Below are 22,731 nucleotides of genomic sequence, written 5' to 3'. Positions count from 1 at the left end.
GCGATGAAGCCCGGCAAGTTCGACGCGACCTTCCTGACCATCGGGTTCGCTTTCCTCTACATCCCGATCGTCATCCTGGTGATCTACTCCTTCAACGAGTCGAAGCTCGTGACCGTATGGGGTGGCTTTTCGCTCAAGTGGTATGCCTCGCTCTGGTCGAACCAGGGGCTGATGGACGCGGCCTGGATCACGGCGCAGGTAGGACTTCTCAGCGCCACGCTGGGTACGGTGCTCGGCACCATGGCGGCGCTGACGCTGGTCCGCTATGGCCGCTTTCCGGGACGCATGCTGTTTTCCGGCATGGTCTACGCCCCGCTGGTGATGCCGGAAGTCATTACCGGCCTGTCGCTGCTGCTGCTGTTCGTCGCCGTCGGCCTCGATCGCGGCCTGATGACGGTGATCATCGCCCACACCACCTTCACCATGTGTTATGTGGCGATCGTCGTGCAGTCGAGGCTGCTGACCTTCGACATGAGCCTGGAGGAGGCGGCGCAGGATCTCGGCTGCCCGCCGGTCAAGACCTTCTTCAAGATCACCCTGCCGCTGATCCTGCCCGCCGTCATCTCCGGCTGGATGCTGGCCTTCACGCTGTCGCTCGACGACCTCGTGATCGCCTCGTTCACCACGGGACCCGGCGCCACCACGCTGCCGATCAAGATCTACAGCCAGGTCCGTCTCGGGGTGACGCCGGAAATCAACGCGGTGTGTTCGATTCTGATCGGGTTCGTAACGATCGGCGTCATCATCGCCTCGATCACGACAAAACAGCGCGAACTGCAACGCCAGCGCGACGAGCACTACGCGGCGCAGACGCCATGAACGGGATCGTCCACACGGCTCAGTAGTCGCGCGGCGGCAGGAAAATCCAGGTCACCAGCCAGACAGGCAGGACGATGAAGGCGCCGAGCAGGACGTTCGGCGCCGCCCATGCGATAAAGCGCCGGCCAAGGTCGAGCATGCTGTCCGGGGTCTGTCCGATGAGGCCGAAGATCGTCTCCAGCGTGACGCCGAAGAAAGACAGGGCCGCGCCCGCCATCAGGGACGCGAGCAGGATCTTGAAGAGCACTGAGACGTAGTGGAACACCCAAAGCCCTCTCTGGTGATTCTTTCGACTACTCTAATGGATCGACCCGCGGCGCCGCCATCGGCGAGACGACCACATCCGGCCAGGACCCGCCGACGAACAGCCGGAGCGGTGGTTCCGCACGACTTTTTTGGTCATCATCTTCGACAGACAGCGCGAGCGCCAGGCTTCTGGTGGCAAGCGGGATGATGCCGTCGAGTGTCAGGCGGCCGGCATCGGTATCGGCAAAGGCCTCGGCGATGTCTGCGATGCCATCGTGAAGCTCCAGGTGAAGCGATGCGGCGGTGAAATCCAGTTCCCCGCCTGGTGCGTCGGCGAGGCGGAAGAACGGCCGCTCGCGGGCGAGCGCGGCGATGGCGGACAGATCGAACGGCCGGATTTCGCCTTCCGCCGCGCGGATCTGGAGGGAGCCGGAAAGATCCGCAAGGGTCATCGCGTCGACCGGGCGCGGCAGGGCGAGCACGATGTCGGCGGAGGCCCGCGTGTAGGGAAGCGGCCCAGAGAGCGCCAGGCGCCCGAACAGGGTCTCGAGATCGATGCCCGACAGCGTCGCCCGCAACTCTCCGGGCACGGACCCGCTTGCGTCGGTCAGCCGGGCGGTGACGCGACCGTTTTCGAGTGTTCCGTCCAGAAGGTCGAAGCGGCGGCTGTCGCCGACGACAACGATACTGGCGGCGAAGTCGTCGACCTGGATGGGTGCGAAAAGCGCCCTGTCAGCCGAAAGGGTCAGGTCGGTGTCCAGCCATCGCGTCAGCCCGGACGCCTTGCCATCCGGATCATGCGGGCCCGGCAGCAGGCGGAAGGCATCGAGCAGGTCGGCGAGATCGATGCGATCGAAGGCAAGCGTGCCGCTGAGACGTGCCTTGCGGTCGTCCGAGGGTGGGGTTAGCTCGATGATGCCGGTCGCATCGCTGCCGTCGAAAGATGCCTTCAGCCCATCCAGCCGGTAGCTGCCGCCGATCGTCGTCAGCTGACCTGAAACCCGCGCCTGGCGGATGTTCTCCGTGCCTCCGAGCTTGAGGCCGGACCACGTGATGAAGGCGGCGAGATCGCTCGCCTCGATTTGCAACGGCCCGTTCAGCAGATAGTCGCCCGAAAGGTTGGCGGTCCCTTCGAAACTGGTGGTGAGATTTTGCAGCCGCAGCGCCAGCCGCGTCTCCGCGTCCCTGCCGCCAAAGAGCTGGAGGGGCTGGCGCGACGCGAGGTCGAAGCCGAAGCGCCTGCCGCGGATGCTGGCGTCGGCGGACACCGTCATCGCCGAGGACAAACGTGGCCAGTCGAGCCGCGCGTCGATGTCGTCGAGCGAGAAGGATCGGCCCGTCACTGCGTCCTCGACCCGCAGGCGCCCGTCGATAACGGTCACATCGCCGATCGCTGCGTCGACGACGGCGGCCTCGCCCGTATCGGACGTGGCCGCGCCGATCGCCGTCGTCAGCCGGCCGTCGCCGTGCCAGTCGATGTTGCCCTCTTCGTCACGGCGAAGCCAGACCTCCGGCCGCAGGGCCACGAACTCGCCGAGCACCGGCCGGCCGAACATGCCGTCGATCAGCCCGAAGGAGGCCGACAGACGCTCGATGCGGGCGAGCACGACATCCTCGCCGCCCGCCCTCCTGCTGATCGTGACCGAGGGCAGGGCGATCTCGGGTTCGGGCCAGAAGGTCAGCTCCGGCGTTCCGCCGATGGTAGCCCGGTGACCACTCCACTCCGAGACGGCATCCTCCAGCGCTCCGCGCACGGCACTGGTCGAGACGAGAAGCGGCGCCAGGATGAGCAGAAGCAGATAGAGCAGGAGCGGCGCGACGACGACCAGCAGCATCGGACGCCGCCAAACGATCGCGCCGAAGCCGCGCCGACGGTCGTCGCGGTCCTGCTCGTGGATGGGAGGCTGTTCCGTCATGCGCATCGTCCACCGGCCGTGCTGCCGGTCCCTTTGGTAATCTGGCCTGCCGGATATAGGAAATGCCGCAATCTGGCAATTTCGAGGGCGTATCTGGCCGTTCGTCGCACTTCATATTGCACTGCAAGCTGCTATACAGCTTGCACGGTTTTTGGAGGATTGGAATGCATCAGGAACAGCCGCTCTGGTCGCCCTCGGAGGAATTTCGCCGCGCCACGCCGATGTACGCCTTCATGACGTGGTGCGAGGCGCGCGCCGGTCGGCCCTTCGCCACCTACGACGACTTCCACGCCTGGTCGATCGAGGATCGTGGTGCCTTCTGGTCCGCCGTCTGGGATTATTGCGACGTGAAAGGCGACAAGGGCGGGATCGCTCTTTCGAACGGCGATCGCATGCTCGAGGCCCGTTTCTTTCCGGAGGCAAGGCTCAACTTCGCGGAAAACATCCTGACCGGCGCCGGCGACGGCGATGCGCTGATTTTTCGTGGCGAGGACAAGGCCGAGGACCGCTGGTCCTGGGACCGCCTGACGCAGATGGTGTCCCGCCTGCAGCAGGCTTACCGCGCCATGGGCATCGGCGAAGGCGACCGCATCGCCGCGATGATGCCGAACATGCCGGAGACTGTCGCCTGCATGCTGGCCGCCACCTCGATCGGGGCGATCTGGTCGTCCTGCTCGCCGGATTTCGGCGAACAGGGCGTTCTCGACCGCTTCGGGCAGATCGGCCCCAAGCTGTTCATCTGCTGCGACGGCTACTGGTACAACGGCAAGAAGCAGGATGTCGCCGACAAGGTGCGCGCGGTCGTCGCAAGCCTCGGCGTGCCCGCTGTGATCGTGCCCTATGCCGGTGATGCCCCGGCGCTCGCCGCCTCGCTTCCCTCGGGCCGGACGCTTGAAGTCTTCGTCGCACCGTTCGAGCCGAAGGCGGTGGACTACGTTCGGCTGCCCTTCTCCCACCCGGTCTATATCCTGTTTTCGTCAGGCACCACCGGCGTGCCAAAATGCATCGTCCACGGCGCCGGCGGCACGCTGCTGCAGCACCTGAAGGAGCATCGCTTCCACTGCGGCCTGACGAAGGGCGAGCGGCTGTTCTACTTCACCACCTGCGGCTGGATGATGTGGAACTGGCTCGTCTCCGGCCTCGCCTGCGGCGCGACGCTCTGCCTGTTTGACGGCTCTCCCTTCGCGCCCGACGGCAATGTGTTGTTCGACTACGCAGCCGAGGAGAAGTTTGCCGTGTTCGGCACGTCGGCCAAGTACATCGACGCAGTGCGCAAGGGGGGGCTGACGCCACGGACGACGCATGATCTCTCCAACCTCCGCCTGATGACCTCCACCGGCTCGCCGCTGTCGCCGGAAGGCTTCTCCTTCGTCTATGAGGGCATCAAGCCGGATGTGCATCTGGCTTCCATCTCCGGCGGCACAGATATCGTCTCCTGCTTCGTGCTCGGCAATCCGCTGAAGGCGGTCTGGCGGGGCGAGATCCAGGGGCCGGGCCTGGGGCTCGCGGTGGACGTCTGGGACGACGAGGGCCAGCCGGTGCGCGGCGAGAAGGGCGAACTCGTCTGCTCGAAGGCCTTCCCGTCGATGCCGGTGATGTTCTGGAACGATCCTGATGGCGCCAAGTACCGCGCCGCCTATTTCGAGCGCTTCAACAATGTCTGGTGCCATGGCGACTTCGCCGAATGGACCGAACATGGCGGACTGGTGATCCATGGCCGTTCCGACGCGACGCTCAATCCGGGTGGGGTGCGCATCGGTACGGCCGAGATCTACAATCAGGTCGAACAGCTTCCGGAAATTGCCGAGGCACTCTGCATCGGCCAGGACTGGGACGACGACGTGCGCGTCGTGCTGTTCGTGCGGCTTGCCGCTGGCGTTACCTTCTCGGAGGATCTCGCAGGGACGATCAAGACGAAGATCCGCACCGGTGCCTCGCCCCGCCATGTCCCGGCCAGGATCGTTCCGGTGGCCGACATCCCGCGCACCAAGTCCGGCAAGATCGTCGAACTGGCCGTTCGGGAAGTCGTCCATGGTCGCCCGGTCAAGAACAAGGAGGCGCTTGCCAATCCGGAGGCGCTGGAACTGTTCCGCGATCTGCCCGAACTGTCGAAATAGCGAGATTTCGCACGCCAGATCTGGGGTGCCGTCCTGTCCCGCTCCGGGGCGGGTGCTAACCAAATATTAGGAAACCTTTGACATACGTTAATGCAACTTGGGTGCGCACGATGACCGTGACGCGGATCGCCATCTGGCGAAATCAAACATGATGTTGATCACTCGAGCTTCCGTTTGAACAGCATACCTCATCACGGGCGGCGCAAGCCGCCCTTTTTTTATCCGGTCGCCGGACGATCAGGACCGCCGGCGCTCGTCGAGCGTGCGTGACACGAGGAGGACCGGAACGAGACCGGCAAGGATGATGATGAGCGCTGCGACGGAGGCATCTTCCACCTGGGCCCGCGAGGCGTCCTCGTAGACCAGCGTCGCCAGCGTGTTGAAGTTGAAGGGTCTGAGCAGGATGGTCGCCGACAGCTCCTTCAGGGTTTCAATGAAGACGAGTAGCGCTGCTGTCAGCACGGCGGGGCGCAGGTTCGGCAGGAGGACGCTGGTCAGTGCCTGCCCGGTCGATCGGCCGAGCGTGCGGGCCGCCATGTCGAGATGCGGTGACAGCTTCTGGAAACCCGCGTCGATCGTTCCCTCGGCCATTGTCAGGAAGCGCGCGGTCGCGGCATAGACGATGGCAAAGCCGGTGCCGGACAGCAGAAGACCGGTCGAGATGCCGAGATTGGCCCTGAGGAATGCATCGAGCGCGTTGTCGAAAGTGGCAAGCGGTATCAGCACGCCGATCCCGAGAACCGTGCCCGGAACGCCGTAGCCAAGCGAGGCAAGCCGACCCGCCGCCTTTGTCGCAGGCGAGCGCGAGGCGCGGGCGGCATAGGCAAGCACGAAGGCGAGCACGACGGCGAGCATCGCCGCCGAGGAGGACACCACGATCGAATGTTCGAGTGCCTTCAGCAGCCGCGGTTCGGTGAAGTGGTCGAGCCGGCGGATCGCGAAGTCTCCGAGCACGAACACCGGGATTGCGAAGCCGACGATGACGGGCATCGCGCAAAATATGGTCGCGAGGAGTCCGCGAGCCGTTCCAAGCCGGGGGCGAACGATATCGTGGACGGCCGCCGTCGTCTTGTGGCTGGCGAAGCGCTGGCGCCGCCGCGCCCAGCGCTCCAGCGTCAGCAGGCCGACGACGAAGACGAGCAGCACGCAGGCAAGCTGCGCGGCACCGGCCAGGCTGCCACGGTTGAGCCAGGTGTCGTAGATCGAGAAGGTGAGCGTGTTGACGCCGAGGTATTCGACAGCGCCGATATCGTTCAGCGTTTCCATCATCACCAGCGTCAGGCCAACCGCAATCGCGGGCCGCGCCATCGGCACCTGCACCTCTAGAAAGACGCGGAGCGGACCGGCGCCAAGCGTGCGCGCGACGTCGGCGGCCGCGCGCCCCTGCATCAGGAACATCGACCGGCAGGCGAGGTAGACATAGGGATAGAGCACGGCGCTCATCACGAGCACCGCGCCGCCGAGCGAGCGCACATCGGGGAACCAATAGTCGCGCATCGACTGGTAGCCGAAGATCTGGCGGACGAGGGTCTGAAGCGGGCCGGTGAAATCGAAGAACTCGCCGAAAGCATAGGCGGCGAGATAGGAGGGAATGGCAAGCGGCAGTACCAGCGCGACCGAAAGGAAGCGACGCAGCGGAAAGTCGAAGGAGACGACCAGCCATGCTGTTGTGATACCGAACAACGCGGTCGTCAGGCAGGTGTAGAACAGCAGTTCGAGCGTCCGACCGGTCGCGCGGGGCATGACATTGCTGATGATATGCTGCCAGCTTCCGCCGTCCCCGGACAGGGCGATCCAGAGAATGGCGCCAATCGGCATGGCGACGACGGTCGCGACGAGGCACGCGGCGGCAACGAGGCCGTGCGATCGCTGACGGGCGACGGGCCGAGCGGTCAAGCCATCGGATGTGTGTGTCGACAAGCCGGTTCTCCCTCTCGCCTCTTGCCGACCCTCTAGCGCAAACGCCGCGGGAAGGAAACCGCGACGGTGGAAAGGCGATGTCAAGGGAGTCGGTGCATCGTGCTTTAAATCATATCAAAATATAATTGTTTACACTCAAAAGTAGAAGGCGGTGTCCTTCAAGGGACCAACATCGTCCGCCCGGCTGCGACAGGCCTCATGTTGACAGGAAGTCTGCTATTCTCACAAGAGAGCGCCCTGCAAACCTACACCTGCAGCTTGTAAACGGGAGAGCGGCTGGCATGGATGAACGTGCATGGATCATGGAGACGCCGGACGACCGCGAGGAACAATACTTCGACGGCGGCGGGGTGATGAATTTCGACCATGGTCCGTTTCGCGGCTTCATGGAGAAGCGGCTTCTGCGGCCGGGGATAAATCTCTACCGGGTTTCAGCAACATCCGACCGGGACTGGTCGATGACACCGGATGGCGATGCGCCTGCCGGGCATCTTGTTCTCGGAACCATGCTCAGTGGAGCCGGTACTCTCGAAGCGGCCGGCAACGAGCGCCGGATATGGCGAGGCGGTGGCCGACCGTTCGCCGTCAGCCTGGCCGAGCGTCAGATCACCTACAATGTCGGAGCCGGGGAGCAATGGTCTGCCGTCACCCTGCTGTTCGAACCCGCGACGCTGGAGGACCTGGTGTCGCGTGATGTCGTGCCGCCGCTGGTGCGGGCTGTTTTGAAGGATGGTCGACTGCCGGTTTCGGAGGTTCTCGATGCAGATCGGGCCTTGGCGCGGGCCGCCCAGGAGATATTCAACGCGCCGTATCGTGGAACGATGATGAACCTCTGGCGCGAAAGCAAGGCGCTTGAAATGCTTGCGTGCCATCTCGACCGGCTCGGTGGCGAGGAACCGCAGCGTGCCGCGCTGACGACGCGGGAATTGCAGCGGGTTCGCGAGGTCCATGAACTTCTGCTGTCGGATTTGCGGACCCCTCCCAGCCTGCAGGTTCTTGCAACTGCCGTCCGCATGTCGCCGCGTCGGCTGAACCAGTGTTTCCGTCTCGTGCATGGAGCAACGGTGTTCGAAGCGCTTCTGGAGGCGCGTATGCAGGCCGCTCGGCACATGGTGCGAGAGTGTCCGGAAGTGCCGCTGAAAACCTTGGCATGGCAGGTGGGCTACAACCAGCTCTCCAACTTCATCAACGCCTACCGCCGTCGCTTCGGCGTCTCGCCGGGCCAGCACCGACGGATGAGCGAATCGTGACCATCCGGGCACGGCGCTCTGAAGGATGCATCCCCCGGCACACCGAATCATTTTTTACCAGGCGGAAAAAAGTTATGCGCTGGCGCTCAAAGTTATGCAGATGCGCGCCAATCTGGACCGCAGCACTCAACCATAGATGGATGCCGCTGCGTTGAAGAATGTGCGAACGACGCCGCGAAAGCGGATACGTCTGTCGAAAAGTTATGCCCGACCGGCATTGATTATGCCTCGATCTCGGCCGTGTTGATCCAACCGGCGCCTCCCGCCAAGACATCGACGATCCGGCTTGGTCCGGAACCTGAGCGACACGGAGGTGACTATATGCAAGCCCTGATTCTCGCCGCGTTGATGCGTCTGGTGGTGCGGCCGATCCGCGTCATCAGCGGCAGGAAGGACACATGAAATCGTATCTCGTCATCGTCATGCTGGCGGTCTTGACCGGCTGCAGCCAGACGGGCGGTCAAGCCTCCGCCGACGCTTCGAAGAAGATGTCGGCGAATGCCGTTGAGCAGAGCCGGGACAAATCTGCGGCTTCGGCGTGCGAGGATGCCATCCGTCAGCAGACCAACTCTGCGATGATGGGGTCGGCACTCGGCATGGTCGGTAGTTTCGGAGGCTTTGGCGGACGTGGTGGCGCGGTTGCCGCCAACGTTGCTTCCTCCGCCGGGGGCATGGTCGCTCAGCAGCAGGCGGCGCGACACCAGCAGGACGTGGAACGGAACTGCTCCTTAGATTAGGACTGCGATCCCGGCATCGTCCGGTGATCTCGAGGCCCAGCCACTCGCGGCATTCGCAACGGCAGGGGATTCATCTCCCCCGCAATTTCCTGCCGCGCCGCGATGGCGGACGTGGAGCGACGGATCAAAGGCGCGTCCCGCCGGCGGACCCCGTCGCTCCACCGTTTCCTTTTTCATATCACTATCAGTCGGCGAGTACACGCGGTGAAGGGAAGGTAATTTCCACCAGCGTTCCCTCGTTCGGGGTCGACGAGATCGCGAAGGTCGCGCGGTTTGCATCCACCATCGCCTTGGTGAGCGGAAGCCCTAGACCGGTGCCATCGCCGCGATTGCGCGCGCCGGGCGACACCTGCCGGAACGGTTTCATCGCCTGCTCCAGCTCGGTTCGGCTCATGCCGATACCGGTATCGCGGATGCGCAGCACGACGCTGCCGTTCGCCTCATAAGCGGTGGATACGATGATCTGCCCGCCCGACGGCGTGAAGCGGATCGCATTCGCCAGGATGTTCAGCACGATCTGTTTGATCGATCGAAGATCGGCGACGACGCTCGGAACGGCTTGCGACAGGGCGGTCCGGATGATCACCCGCTGGCCATTGGCCTGCGGCTGCACGATCGCGACCGCCTGCGACACGGTCTCGTTGAGGCCGACGGCGGTGAAATCGAGGTCCATCTCGCCCGCCTCGATCTTCGAGATGTCGAGCAGGTCGTTGACGATGTCGAGCACGTGGCGGCCGGAGCGCACGATGTCGCTCGCATATTCGGCATAGCGCGGGTGACCCACGGGACCGAAATGCTCGTTCGCCATGATGTCGGCAAAGCCGATGATGGCATTGAGCGGCGTGCGGATCTCGTGGCTGACACGGGCGAGGAATTCGCTCTTGTGGGCGTTGGCCGTCTCGGCCGCGCGCTTGGCGCCGCGCAATTCTTCCTCTGTGCGCTTCCATTGCGTGATATCACGAATGACGGCGCAGTAGCCGTTCGAGGAGGTGAGGCGGCCGATCGTCATGAACAGGGGCAGGAAGCCGCCGGACGCCTCGCGGCCAATGACCTCGCGGCCATCGTTGAGGACGCTTGCGACGCCATGGCCGGCGAGCCCCGAGAGGTAGTCGAGGATCGCCCGCTGGCTTTCATGCGCGAAGAGCATGACGAAGGGTTTGCCCTTCAACTCCTCGCCGTCATAGTTGAACAGGGCCGACGCCGAGCGGTTCATCGAGCGGATCTCGCCCTCCGTACCGATGATCACCACGCCATCGGTAGCGGTTTCGAGGATCGACCGCATTTCCTCCGCTTCGACCCTGAGGCGTGACAGTTCGCTTGTCTCTTCCTCCACGATAGCGGGAGCAACGACGGTCTCGGGTGCCTCCACCGGTACGAGCGACAGCATCAGTGCGCTGCCGCCGGCCCAGCGGATCGACTGGAGCTTGGCGTTGACCGGAACGAGCCGGTCATCGGCACGCACCACCACGATCCGGCTACCCTTGCCTTCTGCCTCGTCGAGATCCTCGCGCTGCAGGAGCGCATCCAGCCCGCCGGCCGAGGCCAGCGCATCGAGGTCCGCATAGCCCGTGAGCTTCAGGAATTCCGGATTGCCGTGGATCAGTCTGTCCGCAACGTGGACCAAGAGGGCGACCGGCATCAGGTCGACAATATCTGCGGACAGACCGAGGTCCCGCTGCTGTGGCGTGAAGGCGGCGGCGTCGGGCACCGGGCGAAACACCGGCGGTTCCGGCGACCGGATCGCCGGTGACACGGGGGTGGGCGGTGTCGGCGCGGGCGGGATGGTGGTTGTCGCGACCGGTGTCTCCTGCACCGTTTCGTGTGTCGGCTCCGGATTGTCCTGGCTTGGCCGGATCGGGTCCAGCTTGCGGGCGATCTCGCGGAATGCCGCGGCCTCGCTGGCGCTCAGGCCGTCGCGATTGCGGGCGCGATGGTTCTCCAGCTGGATGATCTTGTCGGAGATCAGCGGAATGACGGTCGCGGCCTCTGTCTGAACGGATGCCCCGCCGTCCCCGGTCTTTGCCGTCTCGTCCTGTGCTTCCGCCTCGCCGGCATGGCCGGGATCGATCTCCGAGGCGCGTCTTGCCTGAGCTGTCATCGCATCGGCCTCGCTCAGGATATCAGGCAGCACCTCCGATGCCTCCGCATCCGGCGTCTCGTCGGAGACGGACGGTTCCTGCTCTTCGGCCGGTACGTCTGAGGACATCGATTGCGAGCCGAGCGTCAGACCGCTTTCCAGCGGATCCTCGACGGCGTCGGCCAGGCGCACGACGCCGAAGCCCCGGAAGCCATCGAATTCGCGGTTGCGGGTATAGGTGGGCAGTGCAGCAAGGTCGACGGGGACACGCAGGCTGGTGCCCTCGACCGGCCAGTAGACCGTCTTGCCGGACCATGTGTCGCGGCGGTTCAACAATTCCCCGAGCTTGCCGTCCGGATCGAGATGGAAGAGCGCGTCGATGTCGGTGAATGCCACGCCCTCGATGGCCGCGGCGCGCGGGCCGACGGCGGCGGCGAATTCGCGCGAGACGTCGGTAAACCTGCCCTCGGCGTCGATCTTCCAGACGAAGCGCGTCGCCCGGTTGGTCGGCTGAAAGACGAAGCCATCCTCCTCGGTGCTGGGCGCGGCGGGAGCGGTGTGGTTCGCCAATGGCGCGACCGGTTCATCCGCAGGTGCCGCGACGGGTTCGGCGCTCTCCGCGGCTGTAGCCTGCGGTGTCTCCGAAACCGGTTCCGGAGACGCGGGCGTCTCCATGGCCGGGGCAGCCTCTTCCTCTTCCATGTCGGACGGGGATGCCGCCGCGGGCTCCTCGTCAGCCGGGAACGATGCGCTTGGTTCCGCTGACGCGTTGATCGAATCTGCAGGAGCCTCTTCGGAGGAGATGGTGGCGGCCTCCGGCAGGGGCAGGGCCGCGACCGGTTCGGCGGGCGCCGACGCCACATCAGCGGTTGGGCTGGCGTCCGCGGGACGGAAGTCGCCGAGAATGGTTTCGACCGCCAGCAGCAGGTAAAGGTCCGGGGAGTCCGAGACCTTGCCGATCGCCGCCGGCAGATGGCCGCGAACAGTCGACAGCGGGCGCTTCAGAAGATGCGCCGGCTCGTTTTCGACCATGGTGATAAAACCGCGCGCCGAGGCCGCGCCGATGCCAAGCCCGGCAAACCCCGGCGAGGCCGCGACGATTTCGCCAGAGGAGTCGAGGACCGCCATATGCGTATCGGGATCGTCGAACCCGGTCAGCATCCGCTTTGCCAGCGCCTCGGTCGAGGTCGACTGGCCTGCCGCCGGAAGACAGAACAGCACAGCCCGCTCGCCGCGAATGTCGATGAGTTCGACCTCCGCCTGCACAGGAACGCTGCGGAAACCGGAGGCTATGCGGATGACCAGCGTCCGGCTGTCGCCGATTGCCGACAACTGGCCGGCGCTCGCCGCAAGCTGCCGGAACGAAAGCTCGCTCCGGTCCGGACCCTGGTCGAGGAAATCGTAGATCGATGCATTGCCGAAATGGGCTGCACCCGGTCCGTTGGCCCAGAGCACGGTCTGCATGTCGGCTGAAAACAGCACAAGCGCTTCGCCCCGCGCGAAGCGCGCCCGCACGGCATTGTGCACGGCGACATCTATGAACGGGTATTGAGCTGCGGGCATGTTTGACAACCTGTAGCGCCTGGCACCTTCATGGACCGGCAAATTAACAGAATTTTAATATCTGCGCACCGGTTTCGGGTCCAGCGTTGGGCGACGGTTTCGCCAATCAGGGTTAACCCTAGAATTTTAATTATTGTGCACCGCACAATGATATTGCAATGCACAATAAAATGCTCTATATAGAGTTCATCTAATGCACTCAGGGGCTGCAAGGCCCGAACCGAACAGGAGCATATCATGGCTGCAAAAACCGCCGACGTCTTTTCTTTCGCCGCCTTCGACCCGTCCAAGCTGTCGGAAGGTTTCCGTGAATTCGCCGAGAAGGGCGCTTCCCAGTCCAAGGAAGCCTACGCCAAGATGAAGGCTGCCGCCGAAGACGCGACCAAGACCATCGAGACCACGATGGAAACCGCCCAGGCCGGCACGGTCGAGCTCGGCCTCAAGGCCATCGACGCCCTTCGCACCAATGCCGACATGTCGCTTTCCCACATGGAAGCACTCCTCGGCGTCAAGTCGGTCGCCGAACTCGTCGAACTGCAGACCGCCTTCATCCGCAAGCAGGCCGAAATGACCGTCGAGCAGGCCAAGGCCATGCAGGACACCGTCAAGAAGGTCGCTGAGACCGTCGTAAAGCCGGGCAAGGACGCCGCCGAAAAGGCGATGTCGACCTTCAAGGCCGCCTAAGCAATCCTTTCCTCCCAAGGAAGACTGGGTCGGAACGTCACGTTCCGACCCTTTTTTGTGGGTCAGCAGAAAGGACTTGAAAAAAATCCCGTCTGCCCGTATTTGACCCCAACGCGGCGCATGGCGCTGCTTGTGCGGTTGTAGCTCAGTTGGTTAGAGCGCAGGTTTGTGGCACCTGAGGTCGTAGGTTCGATTCCCACCAACCGTACCATTTTCCCTTTGCAGGCTTATCCTCCGACAACCGGCAGTACTTCGCCGGTGATGTAGCTTGCCATTTGCGGCGAGGCGAGGAAGACATAGGCTGGTGCCAGTTCCTCCGGTTGCGCCGGTCGCTTCATTGGCACCTGGCTTCCGAATGTCGACACATCATCCGCCTCGCGATCCGAGGGGTTGAGCGGCGTCCAGACCGGCCCCGGCGCAACGGCGTTCACGCGAATGCCGCGCTCAATCAGGTTTGAGGCGAGCGCCTTGGTGAAGGCGTGGATGCCGCCCTTGGTCATCGAATAGTCGAGCAATTCCGGACTGCCCTTGAGGCCGACGACCGAGCCCGTATTGATGATCGAGGAGCCGTTGCGAAGATGCGGCAGTGCGGCCTTGGCCATGTTGAAATAGCCGTAGAGATTGGTCTTGATCGTTTCGTCGAAATGCTCCTCGCTCAGGTCTTCCAGTTTCTTCGTATGCACCTGGAAGGCGGCGTTGTTGACGAGGATGTCGAGCTTGCCGAATTCGTCGACCGTGTTCTGCACGAGCCTCTTGCAAAATAGCGGATCGCGCACGTCGCCCCGAACCACGAGGCAGCGGCGGCCTTCCTTCTCGATGCATTTGCGCGTCTCCTCGGCATCCTCCTCTTCCGCGAGATGAGCGATTGTGACATCGGCACCTTCCCGGGCAAAGAGGATGGCGACGGACCGGCCGATACCCGAATCGCCGCCGGTGATGAGCGCCACCATGCCTTCGAGCTTGCCGGAGCCCCTGTAGAACGGAGCGTCGTACATGGGCGCCGGATCGATGTCGGCTTCGTGGCCCGGTTTCGGATGATGCTGCTTCGGGAAAGGCGGCTCGGGGTATGCCCGCGCCCCCGCCTGCACGGCGCCCTTCTTGTCTCCGCCCTGCTGCTTCTGGTCGTTTTCGGCAACTTCCTTCTGGATGTCGCGCTGTTCCTCGACGGTCTTGTCGGGGCGGGATGATCCGTGGTCCATGGTTCGGCTCCTTGAGGTGAGTGACGCGTGGGTGGTTCACTCGTCCGAACGTGTCGCGGTCCCTTCCTGTTCCCGCTTTTTCCGGTCCTTGAGGTCCAGCCGGAATTCAACCCGTCGCAGCAGCGACAGCACGATCACCGCAGCAATGGTCGCGAGCGCCGCCACCTGCCAGAAGCCGAGGCCGCAGGCGAGCCCGATCGCACCGGCAAGCCACATGCCGGCACCAGTGGTCAGGCCGAGCACGCGGCCACGATTGAAGACGATCATGCCGGCGGCTAGGAACGCCACGCCGCTCGTCACCGCCTCGATCAGGCGGATCGGGTCGATCCGGATTTCGGTGCCGCCGAAGGTCGGCAGATGCGTGATCTCGATCGCCACCAGCGCGATCACAGCGGCCGCCATGCTGACCAGGATATGGGTTCTAAGCCCGGCCGCATGGCTCTTGTATTCGCGCTCGAACCCTACGACCGCACCGCAGACCAGCGCCAGCAGCATGCGGGCCGCCATGGCAAGCGGATCGAGAAAGGTGGGATGGGTAAAGTCGGCGATGAGTGCATCCATGGCGTGAAAACACGTGACTCTGCAAAGTGTTCCTGCCGCTTGCCTCAGCCGAAGATCGCCCGGCTTTCCAGCACCTCTTCCTGCAGGAAGGCGACGACGGCGCGCACGCGAGCAAGCTCTCGGGCGCTCTCGTGGAAGGTTGTCCAGTAGGAGCGCTGGATTGCGATCTCGGGCAGAACGCGGACCAGTTCCGGATACTGCCGGGCGATGTAGCTGTGCAGGATGCCGATGCCGGCACCGGATCGAACCGCCTCGGTCTGGCCGGTCGCCGAGGAAATCTCGAAGGCGGCGTCCCAGTTGCGCATCACCTCGCCGGTGAAATTGAGCGACGGGGAGAAGATCAGGTCCTCGACATAGCCGATACGGCGGTGGCCGGCGATATCCTCGATGGTCGCCGGCGTGCCGGCCTTTTCCAGGTAGGCGCGCGAAGCATAAAGCGCCAGCGTGTAGTCGGTGAGCCGGGACGAGACGAGTCGCCCCTGCTCAGGCCGCTCGATGGTGATCGCGATGTCGGCTTCGCGCTGCGACAGGGAAAAGGCTCGCGGCACGGGCACGAGCTGGATCTTCAGGTCCGGGTACCGCTCGGTCAGCCGGCCGAGCCTTGGTGCGAGGAAAGCGACACCGAAACCATCCGGGGCGCCGATGCGCACGGTCCCGGCGACGGCGCGGTCGATGCGGCCGATGTTCGACTGGGCGGCGAGCATCTCGCTCTCCATCCGCTCGGCGGCGTGCAGGAAGATCTCCCCCTCCGGGGTCAGTTCGCAACCGTTCGTCCGTCGCGTCAGCAGCTTCGTCTCAAGCGTTTCCTCGAGGGCGGTAACGCGGCGCGAGAGCGTCGCGTGGTTGACCCCGAGACGCCGCGCGGCGGCGAGGAACTGGCCGGAACGTGCGACGGCGAGAAAGATGCGAACGTCATCCCAGTTCATCGGCGGGGCTTTCAGCGATGGCGGGAGGGTAAACGGGTCCGAAGCGCATGGAGGTCAGTGGTTGAAATTGCACACACCAAGCGTAGCGGCATGAAGCTCGTTGTGCAAATTTCCCTCATCAAGTCTTGCGGCATTCCCCTGTATCCCGGTGCGGCGTAAGCCCAAGCTCCGTCATCTTGCGTTCGAAATCGTCGGCGATGTCGGAAAGTCGGATCGCTGAAAAGCGCGAGAGAATGAGCGCCTCCGCTTCGCGACGGGCGTTCTCGAGCGCCTCGTTGACGGCGATCTCGACGAGGCAATGGGCGTGGTCGGACGAGGGGACGAGGCAGAAAAGTTCCGGCCGGTCGAGTGCCTCGTAGACGTCGAAGAGGGTGATCTCGCTCAAAGGTCGCGAGAGCGTCCAGCCGCCGCCGTGACCCTTTTCCGAATGCACATAGCCGCGATCCCTCAGACCCGCCATCGTCCGGCGGACCACCACAGGATTGGTGCCAAGCATCTTGCCGATCATCTCTGAAGTCATAGGGCCGCCGCCGCGCTCCAGATGGATCAGAACGTGCAGCATCCGCGAAAGCCGGCTGTCACCGCGCATCGATTACCTCATTGGTTCCGGCAACAGCTATCACATGTCCACTCACGGAACAAATCATGTTGCGTGTGTTGACGGCGTCAAAGATTCGTAACATAAAAAGATACGTAAAACGTCTGGAGTATCGACATGGATGAAATTCGTGATGTGATCATTGTCGGCGGCAGCTTCGCCGGCTTGTCCGCTGCGATGCAATTGGTCCGCGCCCGACGTAGCGTCCTGCTCATCGACGCGGTTCGGCCGCGCAATCGCTTAGCGCAGGCCTCGCATGGATTCCTCGGCCAGGATGGCGTGGCGCCAGCGGAAATCAGGCGGCGGGCGCTAGAGCAGCTTGGCCGCTATCCGACCTTCGAACTGCTCGAGGAAACGGTGTCCGCCGTGGATAAACGGGAATGCGGGTTTGTCGTGGGGCTCGATTCCGGCAGGGCCGTTGCCGCCAAACGCGTGATACTCGCGGTCGGCGTCACCGATACGCTTCCAGAGGTCGAGGGACTGGCCGCGCTCTGGGGCAGAAGCGTCTTTCACTGCCCCTATTGCCACGGTTACGAGATCGGCGGCGGTCCGATCGGCATCCTCGCATCCATGTCGCTCGCGCATCATCAGGCGGCGATGCTGCCGGATTGGGGTGAGGTCACGCTGTTTACGGAGCCCGGCGTCACCTTCTCCGACGACGAGAGATGGATGATGGAGGGCAGGGGCGTTGCCATCGAGCCGTCACGGCTGGTGCGTTTGCTGGCCGACGGAGAACACTTGAAGGCCGGTGAATTGGCCGATGGCCGGCAGGTACCGCTAAAGGCCTTGTTTGTGCAGCCGAAGGTGAAACCGGCCTCGCCGCTGGCGGAAATGCTCGGAGCAGCGATGGAGGTGGGGCCGCAGGGGCCTTACGTGAAGGTCGACGACTGGGGCGCGACGAGCATTCGCGGCCTCTTCGCTGCCGGCGATGCCGCAAGCCCGGCTCACAACGCCACCTTCGCCAGCGCCGCCGGCGTCAAGGCCGGCGTCATGGCGCACCGGTCCCTGATGATGGGAGATTGAGAGCTCGCAATACGGATGCTGCCACGTTTTGGCGGGAGCGATGCTAGCGTGCCGACGTCACGGCGGAACAGGTCGCAGATGTGACGGGTTCCGGACCGGTGTCGATGCAACGGGAGGACATGCCATGCATATCGCCAAGAATACCATCTGCCTCTGGTACGAAAAAGGCGCCGAGGAGGCGGCCCGTTTCTATGCATCGCTCTTTCCGGACAGCGAGGTGACGTCGGTGTTTCACGCACCTTCCGATTTTCCCTCCGGCAAGGCAGGCGACGTACTGACGGTCAACTTTACGGTCGCCGGCATCCCCTGCATGGGGCTCAACGGCGGGCCAACATTTGTCCAAAGCGAGGCCTTTTCCTTCCAGATCGCCACCGACGACCAGGAGGAAACCGACCGCTACTGGGATGCCATCGTCAACAACGGTGGGCAGCCGAGCGCCTGCGGCTGGTGCAAGGACAAGTGGGGCGTCTCCTGGCAGATCACGCCGCGCGTGCTGACCGAAGCACTGGCGGCCGGTGGCGGCGAAGCCCAGCGCGCCTTCGAGGCAATGATGACGATGGGCAAGATCGACGTGGCGAAGATCGAAGCGGCGCGAAGGGGATGAGGTTGGGCCAGCAACTTCGTCACGGTCTATCAGCGGTGGTTTGTAGCGCTTGCGGCTGTCCGAAGCGAAGCAGACACACGATCACCGCCGCAATCGCGTAAAATACGATTACAAGCAGCCAGATGCCGCCCGGCCACTGGTTACGTATGGCAAGGTAGGCGGTGGAGAAAATGAGCGGTCCTACGATCGAAGCCAGACTGACGATAGAGGCGAGCACGCCTTGAAGCTGGCCCTGCCGGTCGTTGTCGACCTGGCGCGTGGCGAGCGATTGCAGTGTTGGCGCGCCGATACCGCCTAGCGCAAAGAGCGGCATCAGCGCAAAGACCATCCAGCCGTGGCTGGCGAGGGCCATCAGCAGCAACGCCACGCTGACGCCGAAAATCCCGAACAGGACCGTGCGGCGCTCGCCGAACCAGCGAATGGCCGGCCCCGGAAGAAAGGCCTGGGCCGCCGTCTGGCAGATGCCGAAGGTGCCGAGCGACAGGCCGATCCAAAGCCCGTTCCAGTGAAAGCTGTCCTGACCCCAAAGAGCCCAGCAGGTGCCATAGGCCTCACCGGTTGCGCTGAAGATGAAGAAGAGCAGCAGGAATGGCTTAAGATTCTTCTCGGCGATGGCCCATTCCAGGGGCCGCAATGGATTGAGCGACGCAAGCCGGATCGGTTGCGTGTCCTGAGCCCGGCTTTCCGGCAGGAACACGAAGGCGAGTAGCAGATTGATGCCGTTGAGCGCCGCGGCCGCGAGGAAAGGAAGACGCAGCCAGTGATCGCCGAGCGCGCCGCCAACAACCGGTCCGAGGATGAAGCCTGCCCCGAACATGGCGCTGACGACTCCAAAGCGCTTCGCACGTTCGCTTTCGGCGGAAACATCGACAATATAGGCGCCGGCAACCGCCATATTGGCGCTAGTCACACCGGCGATGGCGCGCCCGAGAAAGAGCATCCACAGGACGGGCGCGAAAGCGAGAAAGAGGTAGTTTATCACGGCTCCTGCCATCGATAGCAAGAGGATGGGCCGCCGGCCATAACGGTCACTGAGCATGCCCAGCAGCGGAGAGAAGAGGAATTGCATGGCTGCATAAAGCGCGGCCATGGTTCCGATGAGCGACGCGACCTCTGCGCTACCGGCGACACTTTTCAAGAGGGTGGGGAGAATTGGAAAGATCAGGCCGATGCCGATGGAGTCGAGCATGATGGCGGCATAGATGACTGTCAGGGATCGTTTCATGAGGTGGGCTCCTGCCGAACGCAGGTGCCGCCATCGCGCATAGTGCGAGATGCGACCAGCCTGCCCGGCTAACGGGTTCAAGTTTTCAGGGAGCGCTGGTCGGTCCCGCGCGAAAGCGAGGCCGACTTGTACTTGACCGCCTGGACGCCAATTCGTCCACCGTCTTACTCCGCCCGGGGGGCGGCTCATGGAAAGCGGTCGCTTTTCGCGACCGGAGAACGTTACGCCAGAGCGGGCGGGAGGGCAAGACCGAGTGGCGGTCGTGATGAACGCGGCTCGGTTGCGCTTTTCTCTTTGTCACGTTGAGGGTGAACAGGTGCACGCTGCATTGCAGACAATAACGATTTCTGCACAACCGATCCTCAAATCATCGCCTTGCGTTGTGCGTTGAAAAGCGGACATAGTGGTTTCATTCAAATCCTGGAGGAACACCCATGCGTCAGATCGGTCACTTCATCGGCGGCAAGCAGGTTGCCGGCACCTCGGGCCGCAAGCAGCCCGTCTACAATCCCGCAACCGGAGAAATCCAGGCAGAAGTGGCGCTGGCCAGCGACGCCGAGTTGAACGCCGCTGTCGAAAACGCCAAGGCCGCCCAGCCGAAATGGGCGGCAATGAACCCGCAGCGCCGCGCCCGCGTGTTCATGAAGTTCGTCGAGCTTCTGAACAAGAACATGGACGACCTGGCTGTCATGCTGTCGAAGGAGCATGGCAAGACCGTCGAGGACTCCAAGGGCGACATCGTTCGCGGTCTCGAAGTCTGCGAATTTGTCATCGGCATCCCGCACCTGTCGAAGAGCGAGTTCACCGAAGGCGCCGGTCCGAACATCGACATGTATTCGATCCGCCAGCCGGTCGGCATTGGCGCCGGCATCACGCCGTTCAACTTTCCGGCTATGATCCCGATGTGGATGTTCGCGCCGGCGATCGCCTGCGGCAACGCCTTCATCCTGAAGCCATCCGAGCGCGATCCGTCGGTTCCGATCCGCCTTGCCGAACTGATGATCGAGGCCGGCCTGCCGGAAGGCATCCTGAACGTCGTCAACGGCGACAAGTCGGCGGTCGACGGCCTGCTCACACATCCCGACATCGGCGCAATTTCCTTCGTTGGCTCAACGCCGATCGCCCGCTACGTCTACGGGACGGCGGCATCGAACGGCAAGCGCGCCCAGTGCTTCGGCGGCGCGAAGAACCACATGATCATCATGCCCGACGCCGATCTCGATCAGGCAGCCAATGCGCTGATGGGCGCAGGCTACGGCTCGGCCGGCGAGCGCTGCATGGCGATCTCTGTCGCCGTTCCGGTGGGCGAGGAAACCGCTAACCGCCTGATCGAGAAGCTGACCCCGATGGTCGAATCCTTGCGTATCGGTCCCTATACCGATGACAAGGCCGACATGGGCCCTGTTGTCACCAAGGAAGCCCAGGCCCGCATCAAGTCGCTGATCGACTCGGGCGTCGAAGCCGGCGCCAAGCTCGTGGTCGATGGCCGTGATTTCAAGCTGCAGGGCTACGAGGACGGCTATTTCGTCGGTGGCTGCCTGTTCGATCATGTCACGCCTGATATGGACATCTACAAGACCGAAATCTTCGGTCCGGTTCTCTCGGTCGTCCGTGCCAAGAACTACGAAGAAGCCCTCGATCTGCCGATGAAGCACGAATACGGCAATGGCGTTGCGATCTACACCCGCGACGGCGATGCCGCCCGTGACTTCGCAAGCCGCATCAACATCGGCATGGTCGGCATCAACGTGCCGATCCCCGTTCCGCTCGCCTACCACTCCTTCGGAGGCTGGAAGTCCTCCTCCTTCGGCGACCTGAACCAGCACGGCACCGACTCGATCAAGTTCTGGACGCGCACGAAGACTGTCACCAGCCGTTGGCCGTCCGGCATCAAGGACGGCGCCGAATTCGTCATGCCGACGATGAAGTAAGCGAATACGTTTCGCTGACGTCCGCGCCACCCTGCCGAACGGCGGGGTGGCGTTTTCTTTTGGGCGTATCGGCCGTAACGGCGCACCGCTTTTGCGCGTGAAGGCTTGAGGTTGGCGATCACTCGTGATCATTGTTGGCGGCGCCATGGGGATAGGCGCGCGGTATACGACCTAACGAGGGACACTTCATGCAGGAGACATCATTCGGACGCGCGTCCGCCCTGACGCGCGGCGAATTTCGCGGCAGCGCGTCGGAATATTTCGGCATCTGGATCGTCAACATCCTGCTGACGATCGTGACATTCGGCATTTACTCCGCCTGGGCCAAAGTGCGCCGCAACCGCTATTTCTACGGCAACACCTTCGTCGACGACCACTCCTTCGACTATCACGCGCGCGGGCTGCAGATCTTCATCGGCCGCGTCATCGTCCTCGTCATCCTCATTGTCATCAATCTTGTCACCACCTTCGTTCCACCGCTGGCGCTCGTCGCACCGGTGATTTTCATGATCGTCCTGCCCTTCCTGGTGGCGCGGGGCCTTAGATTTTCGGCCCGTGTGACCAGCTACCGCAATGTCCGCTTCGACTTCACCGGCACCACATGGGGCGCCTTCAAGTCGATTATCCTTGGCGGCCTCGTCGCGCTGTTTTCGCTCGGCATCCTGGCGCCGCTCGCGAGCCGATGGACCTATCGCTACATCTTCAACCATCTGCGATACGGGGATCGACCCTTCTCTGCCGATCCCCGCCTTGGAAAGCTCTACAGGGCCTGGTGGCCTGCCTTCGCGATGATGCTGATAGGCCTGCTGATCTCGATCGGCATCGGCATCATCATCTATATGGCCGCGACACCCGACCCCTCGGGAACGGTGGAGGACGAACAGCTGATGCAGCTTGCCGCGCTGTTTTACGGTTCGGTCATTCCGTTCGTGCTGCTCTATTCCATCGCCGCGATCGTTTACCGCGTCGGCGTGCGCAACGTGGTGATGAATGCCGCGGCTCTCGACGGGCGCCATCGCCTGTTCAGCGACATGGGCCGCCGGCGCTATCTCTGGATTGTCATCTCCAACCTGTTCGTCACGATGATCAGTCTCGGTCTGATGCGGCCTTGGGCGGCCGTGCGCGAGCGCCGCTACATGGTCGAGCATTCCGGCATCACCTTCGATGGCGATATCGGGGTGGTGCTGGCCTCGATGGAGGAAACAGGTTCGGCCGCGACGGCCGAATATCTCGACATGGAGGGCTTCGACTTTGGATTCTGATCATCGGAGCAACGCCCCGCAACTGATTGCGAAAGGACGTTGGCATCCCGCCGGCTCCAGCCAAAGCGAGGCG

At 63.4% G+C, this 22,731-nt stretch carries 18 protein-coding genes and 1 tRNA gene; 10 read left to right on the top strand and 9 right to left on the bottom strand.

Annotation, left to right across the window (positions count from 1 at the left end):
- The first annotated feature begins 3 nt into the window (after positions 1-3).
- The gene (locus J5J10_RS14700; RefSeq protein ID WP_211930449.1) at positions 4-819 is read left to right on the top strand and encodes an ABC transporter permease; all 816 of its coding nucleotides are present in this window, start codon (positions 4-6) and stop codon (positions 817-819) included.
- Positions 820-838: 19 nt separating this feature from the next.
- On the opposite strand, the gene J5J10_RS14695 is transcribed toward J5J10_RS14700, so the two are convergent.
- Positions 839-1,084 carry a DUF6460 domain-containing protein gene (locus J5J10_RS14695; protein ID WP_349252072.1) on the bottom strand — a complete coding sequence of 82 codons (246 nt, stop codon included), beginning with the start codon at positions 1,082-1,084 and terminating at the stop codon, positions 839-841.
- Positions 1,085-1,112: 28 nt separating this feature from the next.
- Positions 1,113-2,981 carry an AsmA-like C-terminal region-containing protein gene (locus J5J10_RS14690; protein ID WP_211930448.1) on the bottom strand — a complete coding sequence of 623 codons (1,869 nt, stop codon included), beginning with the start codon at positions 2,979-2,981 and terminating at the stop codon, positions 1,113-1,115.
- Between the two features lie 164 nt (positions 2,982-3,145).
- Here J5J10_RS14690 and J5J10_RS14685 point away from each other — a divergent pair, with 164 nt between their 5' ends.
- Positions 3,146-5,098, top strand: coding sequence for an acetoacetate--CoA ligase (locus J5J10_RS14685; RefSeq protein WP_211930447.1), 1,953 nt, complete (start codon positions 3,146-3,148; stop codon positions 5,096-5,098).
- Between the two features lie 237 nt (positions 5,099-5,335).
- Here the strand turns inward: J5J10_RS14685 and J5J10_RS14680 are convergent, their stop codons facing one another.
- The gene (locus tag J5J10_RS14680; protein ID WP_211931255.1) at positions 5,336-6,916 is read right to left on the bottom strand and encodes an iron ABC transporter permease; all 1,581 of its coding nucleotides are present in this window, start codon (positions 6,914-6,916) and stop codon (positions 5,336-5,338) included.
- A 383-nt stretch (positions 6,917-7,299) separates the two neighbouring features.
- Between J5J10_RS14680 and J5J10_RS14675 the strand changes: the two genes are divergently transcribed.
- The gene (locus tag J5J10_RS14675) at positions 7,300-8,268 is read left to right on the top strand and encodes a helix-turn-helix domain-containing protein (RefSeq protein ID WP_211930446.1); all 969 of its coding nucleotides are present in this window, start codon (positions 7,300-7,302) and stop codon (positions 8,266-8,268) included.
- A gap of 398 nt (positions 8,269-8,666) precedes the next feature.
- Positions 8,667-9,005, top strand: a complete 339-nt coding sequence (locus J5J10_RS14670) for a hypothetical protein (protein WP_211930445.1) — start codon at positions 8,667-8,669, stop codon at positions 9,003-9,005.
- Positions 9,006-9,189: 184 nt separating this feature from the next.
- Here J5J10_RS14670 and J5J10_RS14665 read toward each other — a convergent pair whose 3' ends face one another.
- Positions 9,190-12,645, bottom strand: a complete 3,456-nt coding sequence (locus J5J10_RS14665; RefSeq protein ID WP_208548423.1) for an ATP-binding protein — start codon at positions 12,643-12,645, stop codon at positions 9,190-9,192.
- A gap of 237 nt (positions 12,646-12,882) precedes the next feature.
- Between J5J10_RS14665 and J5J10_RS14660 the strand changes: the two genes are divergently transcribed.
- On the top strand, positions 12,883-13,329 hold the full coding sequence (locus J5J10_RS14660; RefSeq protein ID WP_210387937.1) for a phasin: 447 nt from the start codon (positions 12,883-12,885) through the stop codon (positions 13,327-13,329).
- 134 nt (positions 13,330-13,463) lie between these two features.
- A tRNA-His gene (locus J5J10_RS14655) sits at positions 13,464-13,540 on the top strand.
- A gap of 16 nt (positions 13,541-13,556) precedes the next feature.
- On the opposite strand, the gene J5J10_RS14650 is transcribed toward J5J10_RS14655, so the two are convergent.
- The 4 genes from J5J10_RS14650 to J5J10_RS14635 form a co-directional block, all read right to left on the bottom strand.
- Entirely contained in the window at positions 13,557-14,528 is a 972-nt protein-coding gene (locus J5J10_RS14650; protein ID WP_211930444.1) for an SDR family oxidoreductase, read from the bottom strand.
- Between the two features lie 36 nt (positions 14,529-14,564).
- Positions 14,565-15,089 (bottom strand): MgtC/SapB family protein, encoded by a 525-nt coding sequence (locus tag J5J10_RS14645; RefSeq protein WP_211930443.1) that lies wholly within the window; start codon positions 15,087-15,089, stop codon positions 14,565-14,567.
- A 44-nt stretch (positions 15,090-15,133) separates the two neighbouring features.
- Complete coding sequence (locus tag J5J10_RS14640) at positions 15,134-16,015, bottom strand: LysR family transcriptional regulator (protein ID WP_211930442.1); 882 nt, start codon at positions 16,013-16,015, stop codon at positions 15,134-15,136.
- 118 nt (positions 16,016-16,133) lie between these two features.
- Entirely contained in the window at positions 16,134-16,604 is a 471-nt protein-coding gene (locus tag J5J10_RS14635; protein ID WP_211930441.1) for an Rrf2 family transcriptional regulator, read from the bottom strand.
- Between the two features lie 126 nt (positions 16,605-16,730).
- Here J5J10_RS14635 and J5J10_RS14630 point away from each other — a divergent pair, with 126 nt between their 5' ends.
- Together J5J10_RS14630 and J5J10_RS14625 are read left to right on the top strand one after the other, a co-directional pair.
- A complete protein-coding gene (locus J5J10_RS14630; protein WP_211930440.1) occupies positions 16,731-17,636 on the top strand; it encodes an NAD(P)/FAD-dependent oxidoreductase in 906 nt (301 codons plus the stop codon).
- Positions 17,637-17,760: 124 nt separating this feature from the next.
- Positions 17,761-18,240, top strand: a complete 480-nt coding sequence (locus J5J10_RS14625) for a VOC family protein (protein ID WP_211930439.1) — start codon at positions 17,761-17,763, stop codon at positions 18,238-18,240.
- Positions 18,241-18,259: 19 nt separating this feature from the next.
- Here J5J10_RS14625 and J5J10_RS14620 read toward each other — a convergent pair whose 3' ends face one another.
- Positions 18,260-19,465, bottom strand: coding sequence for a TCR/Tet family MFS transporter (locus J5J10_RS14620; RefSeq protein ID WP_211930438.1), 1,206 nt, complete (start codon positions 19,463-19,465; stop codon positions 18,260-18,262).
- A 434-nt stretch (positions 19,466-19,899) separates the two neighbouring features.
- On the opposite strand from J5J10_RS14620, the gene J5J10_RS14615 reads away from it, so the two are divergent.
- Together J5J10_RS14615 and J5J10_RS14610 are read left to right on the top strand one after the other, a co-directional pair.
- Positions 19,900-21,396, top strand: a complete 1,497-nt coding sequence (locus J5J10_RS14615; protein WP_211930437.1) for a CoA-acylating methylmalonate-semialdehyde dehydrogenase — start codon at positions 19,900-19,902, stop codon at positions 21,394-21,396.
- 188 nt (positions 21,397-21,584) lie between these two features.
- Positions 21,585-22,658 (top strand): DUF898 family protein, encoded by a 1,074-nt coding sequence (locus J5J10_RS14610; protein WP_211930436.1) that lies wholly within the window; start codon positions 21,585-21,587, stop codon positions 22,656-22,658.
- The last annotated feature ends 73 nt before the right edge of the window (positions 22,659-22,731 follow it).

The sequence above is a fragment of the Ciceribacter sp. L1K23 genome (assembly GCF_018122705.1).
In the GTDB taxonomy this organism is placed as follows: domain Bacteria; phylum Pseudomonadota; class Alphaproteobacteria; order Rhizobiales; family Rhizobiaceae; genus Allorhizobium.
Note: the sequence above shows the minus strand (reverse complement) of the source record. Positions and strands in the feature narration are given on the sequence as shown.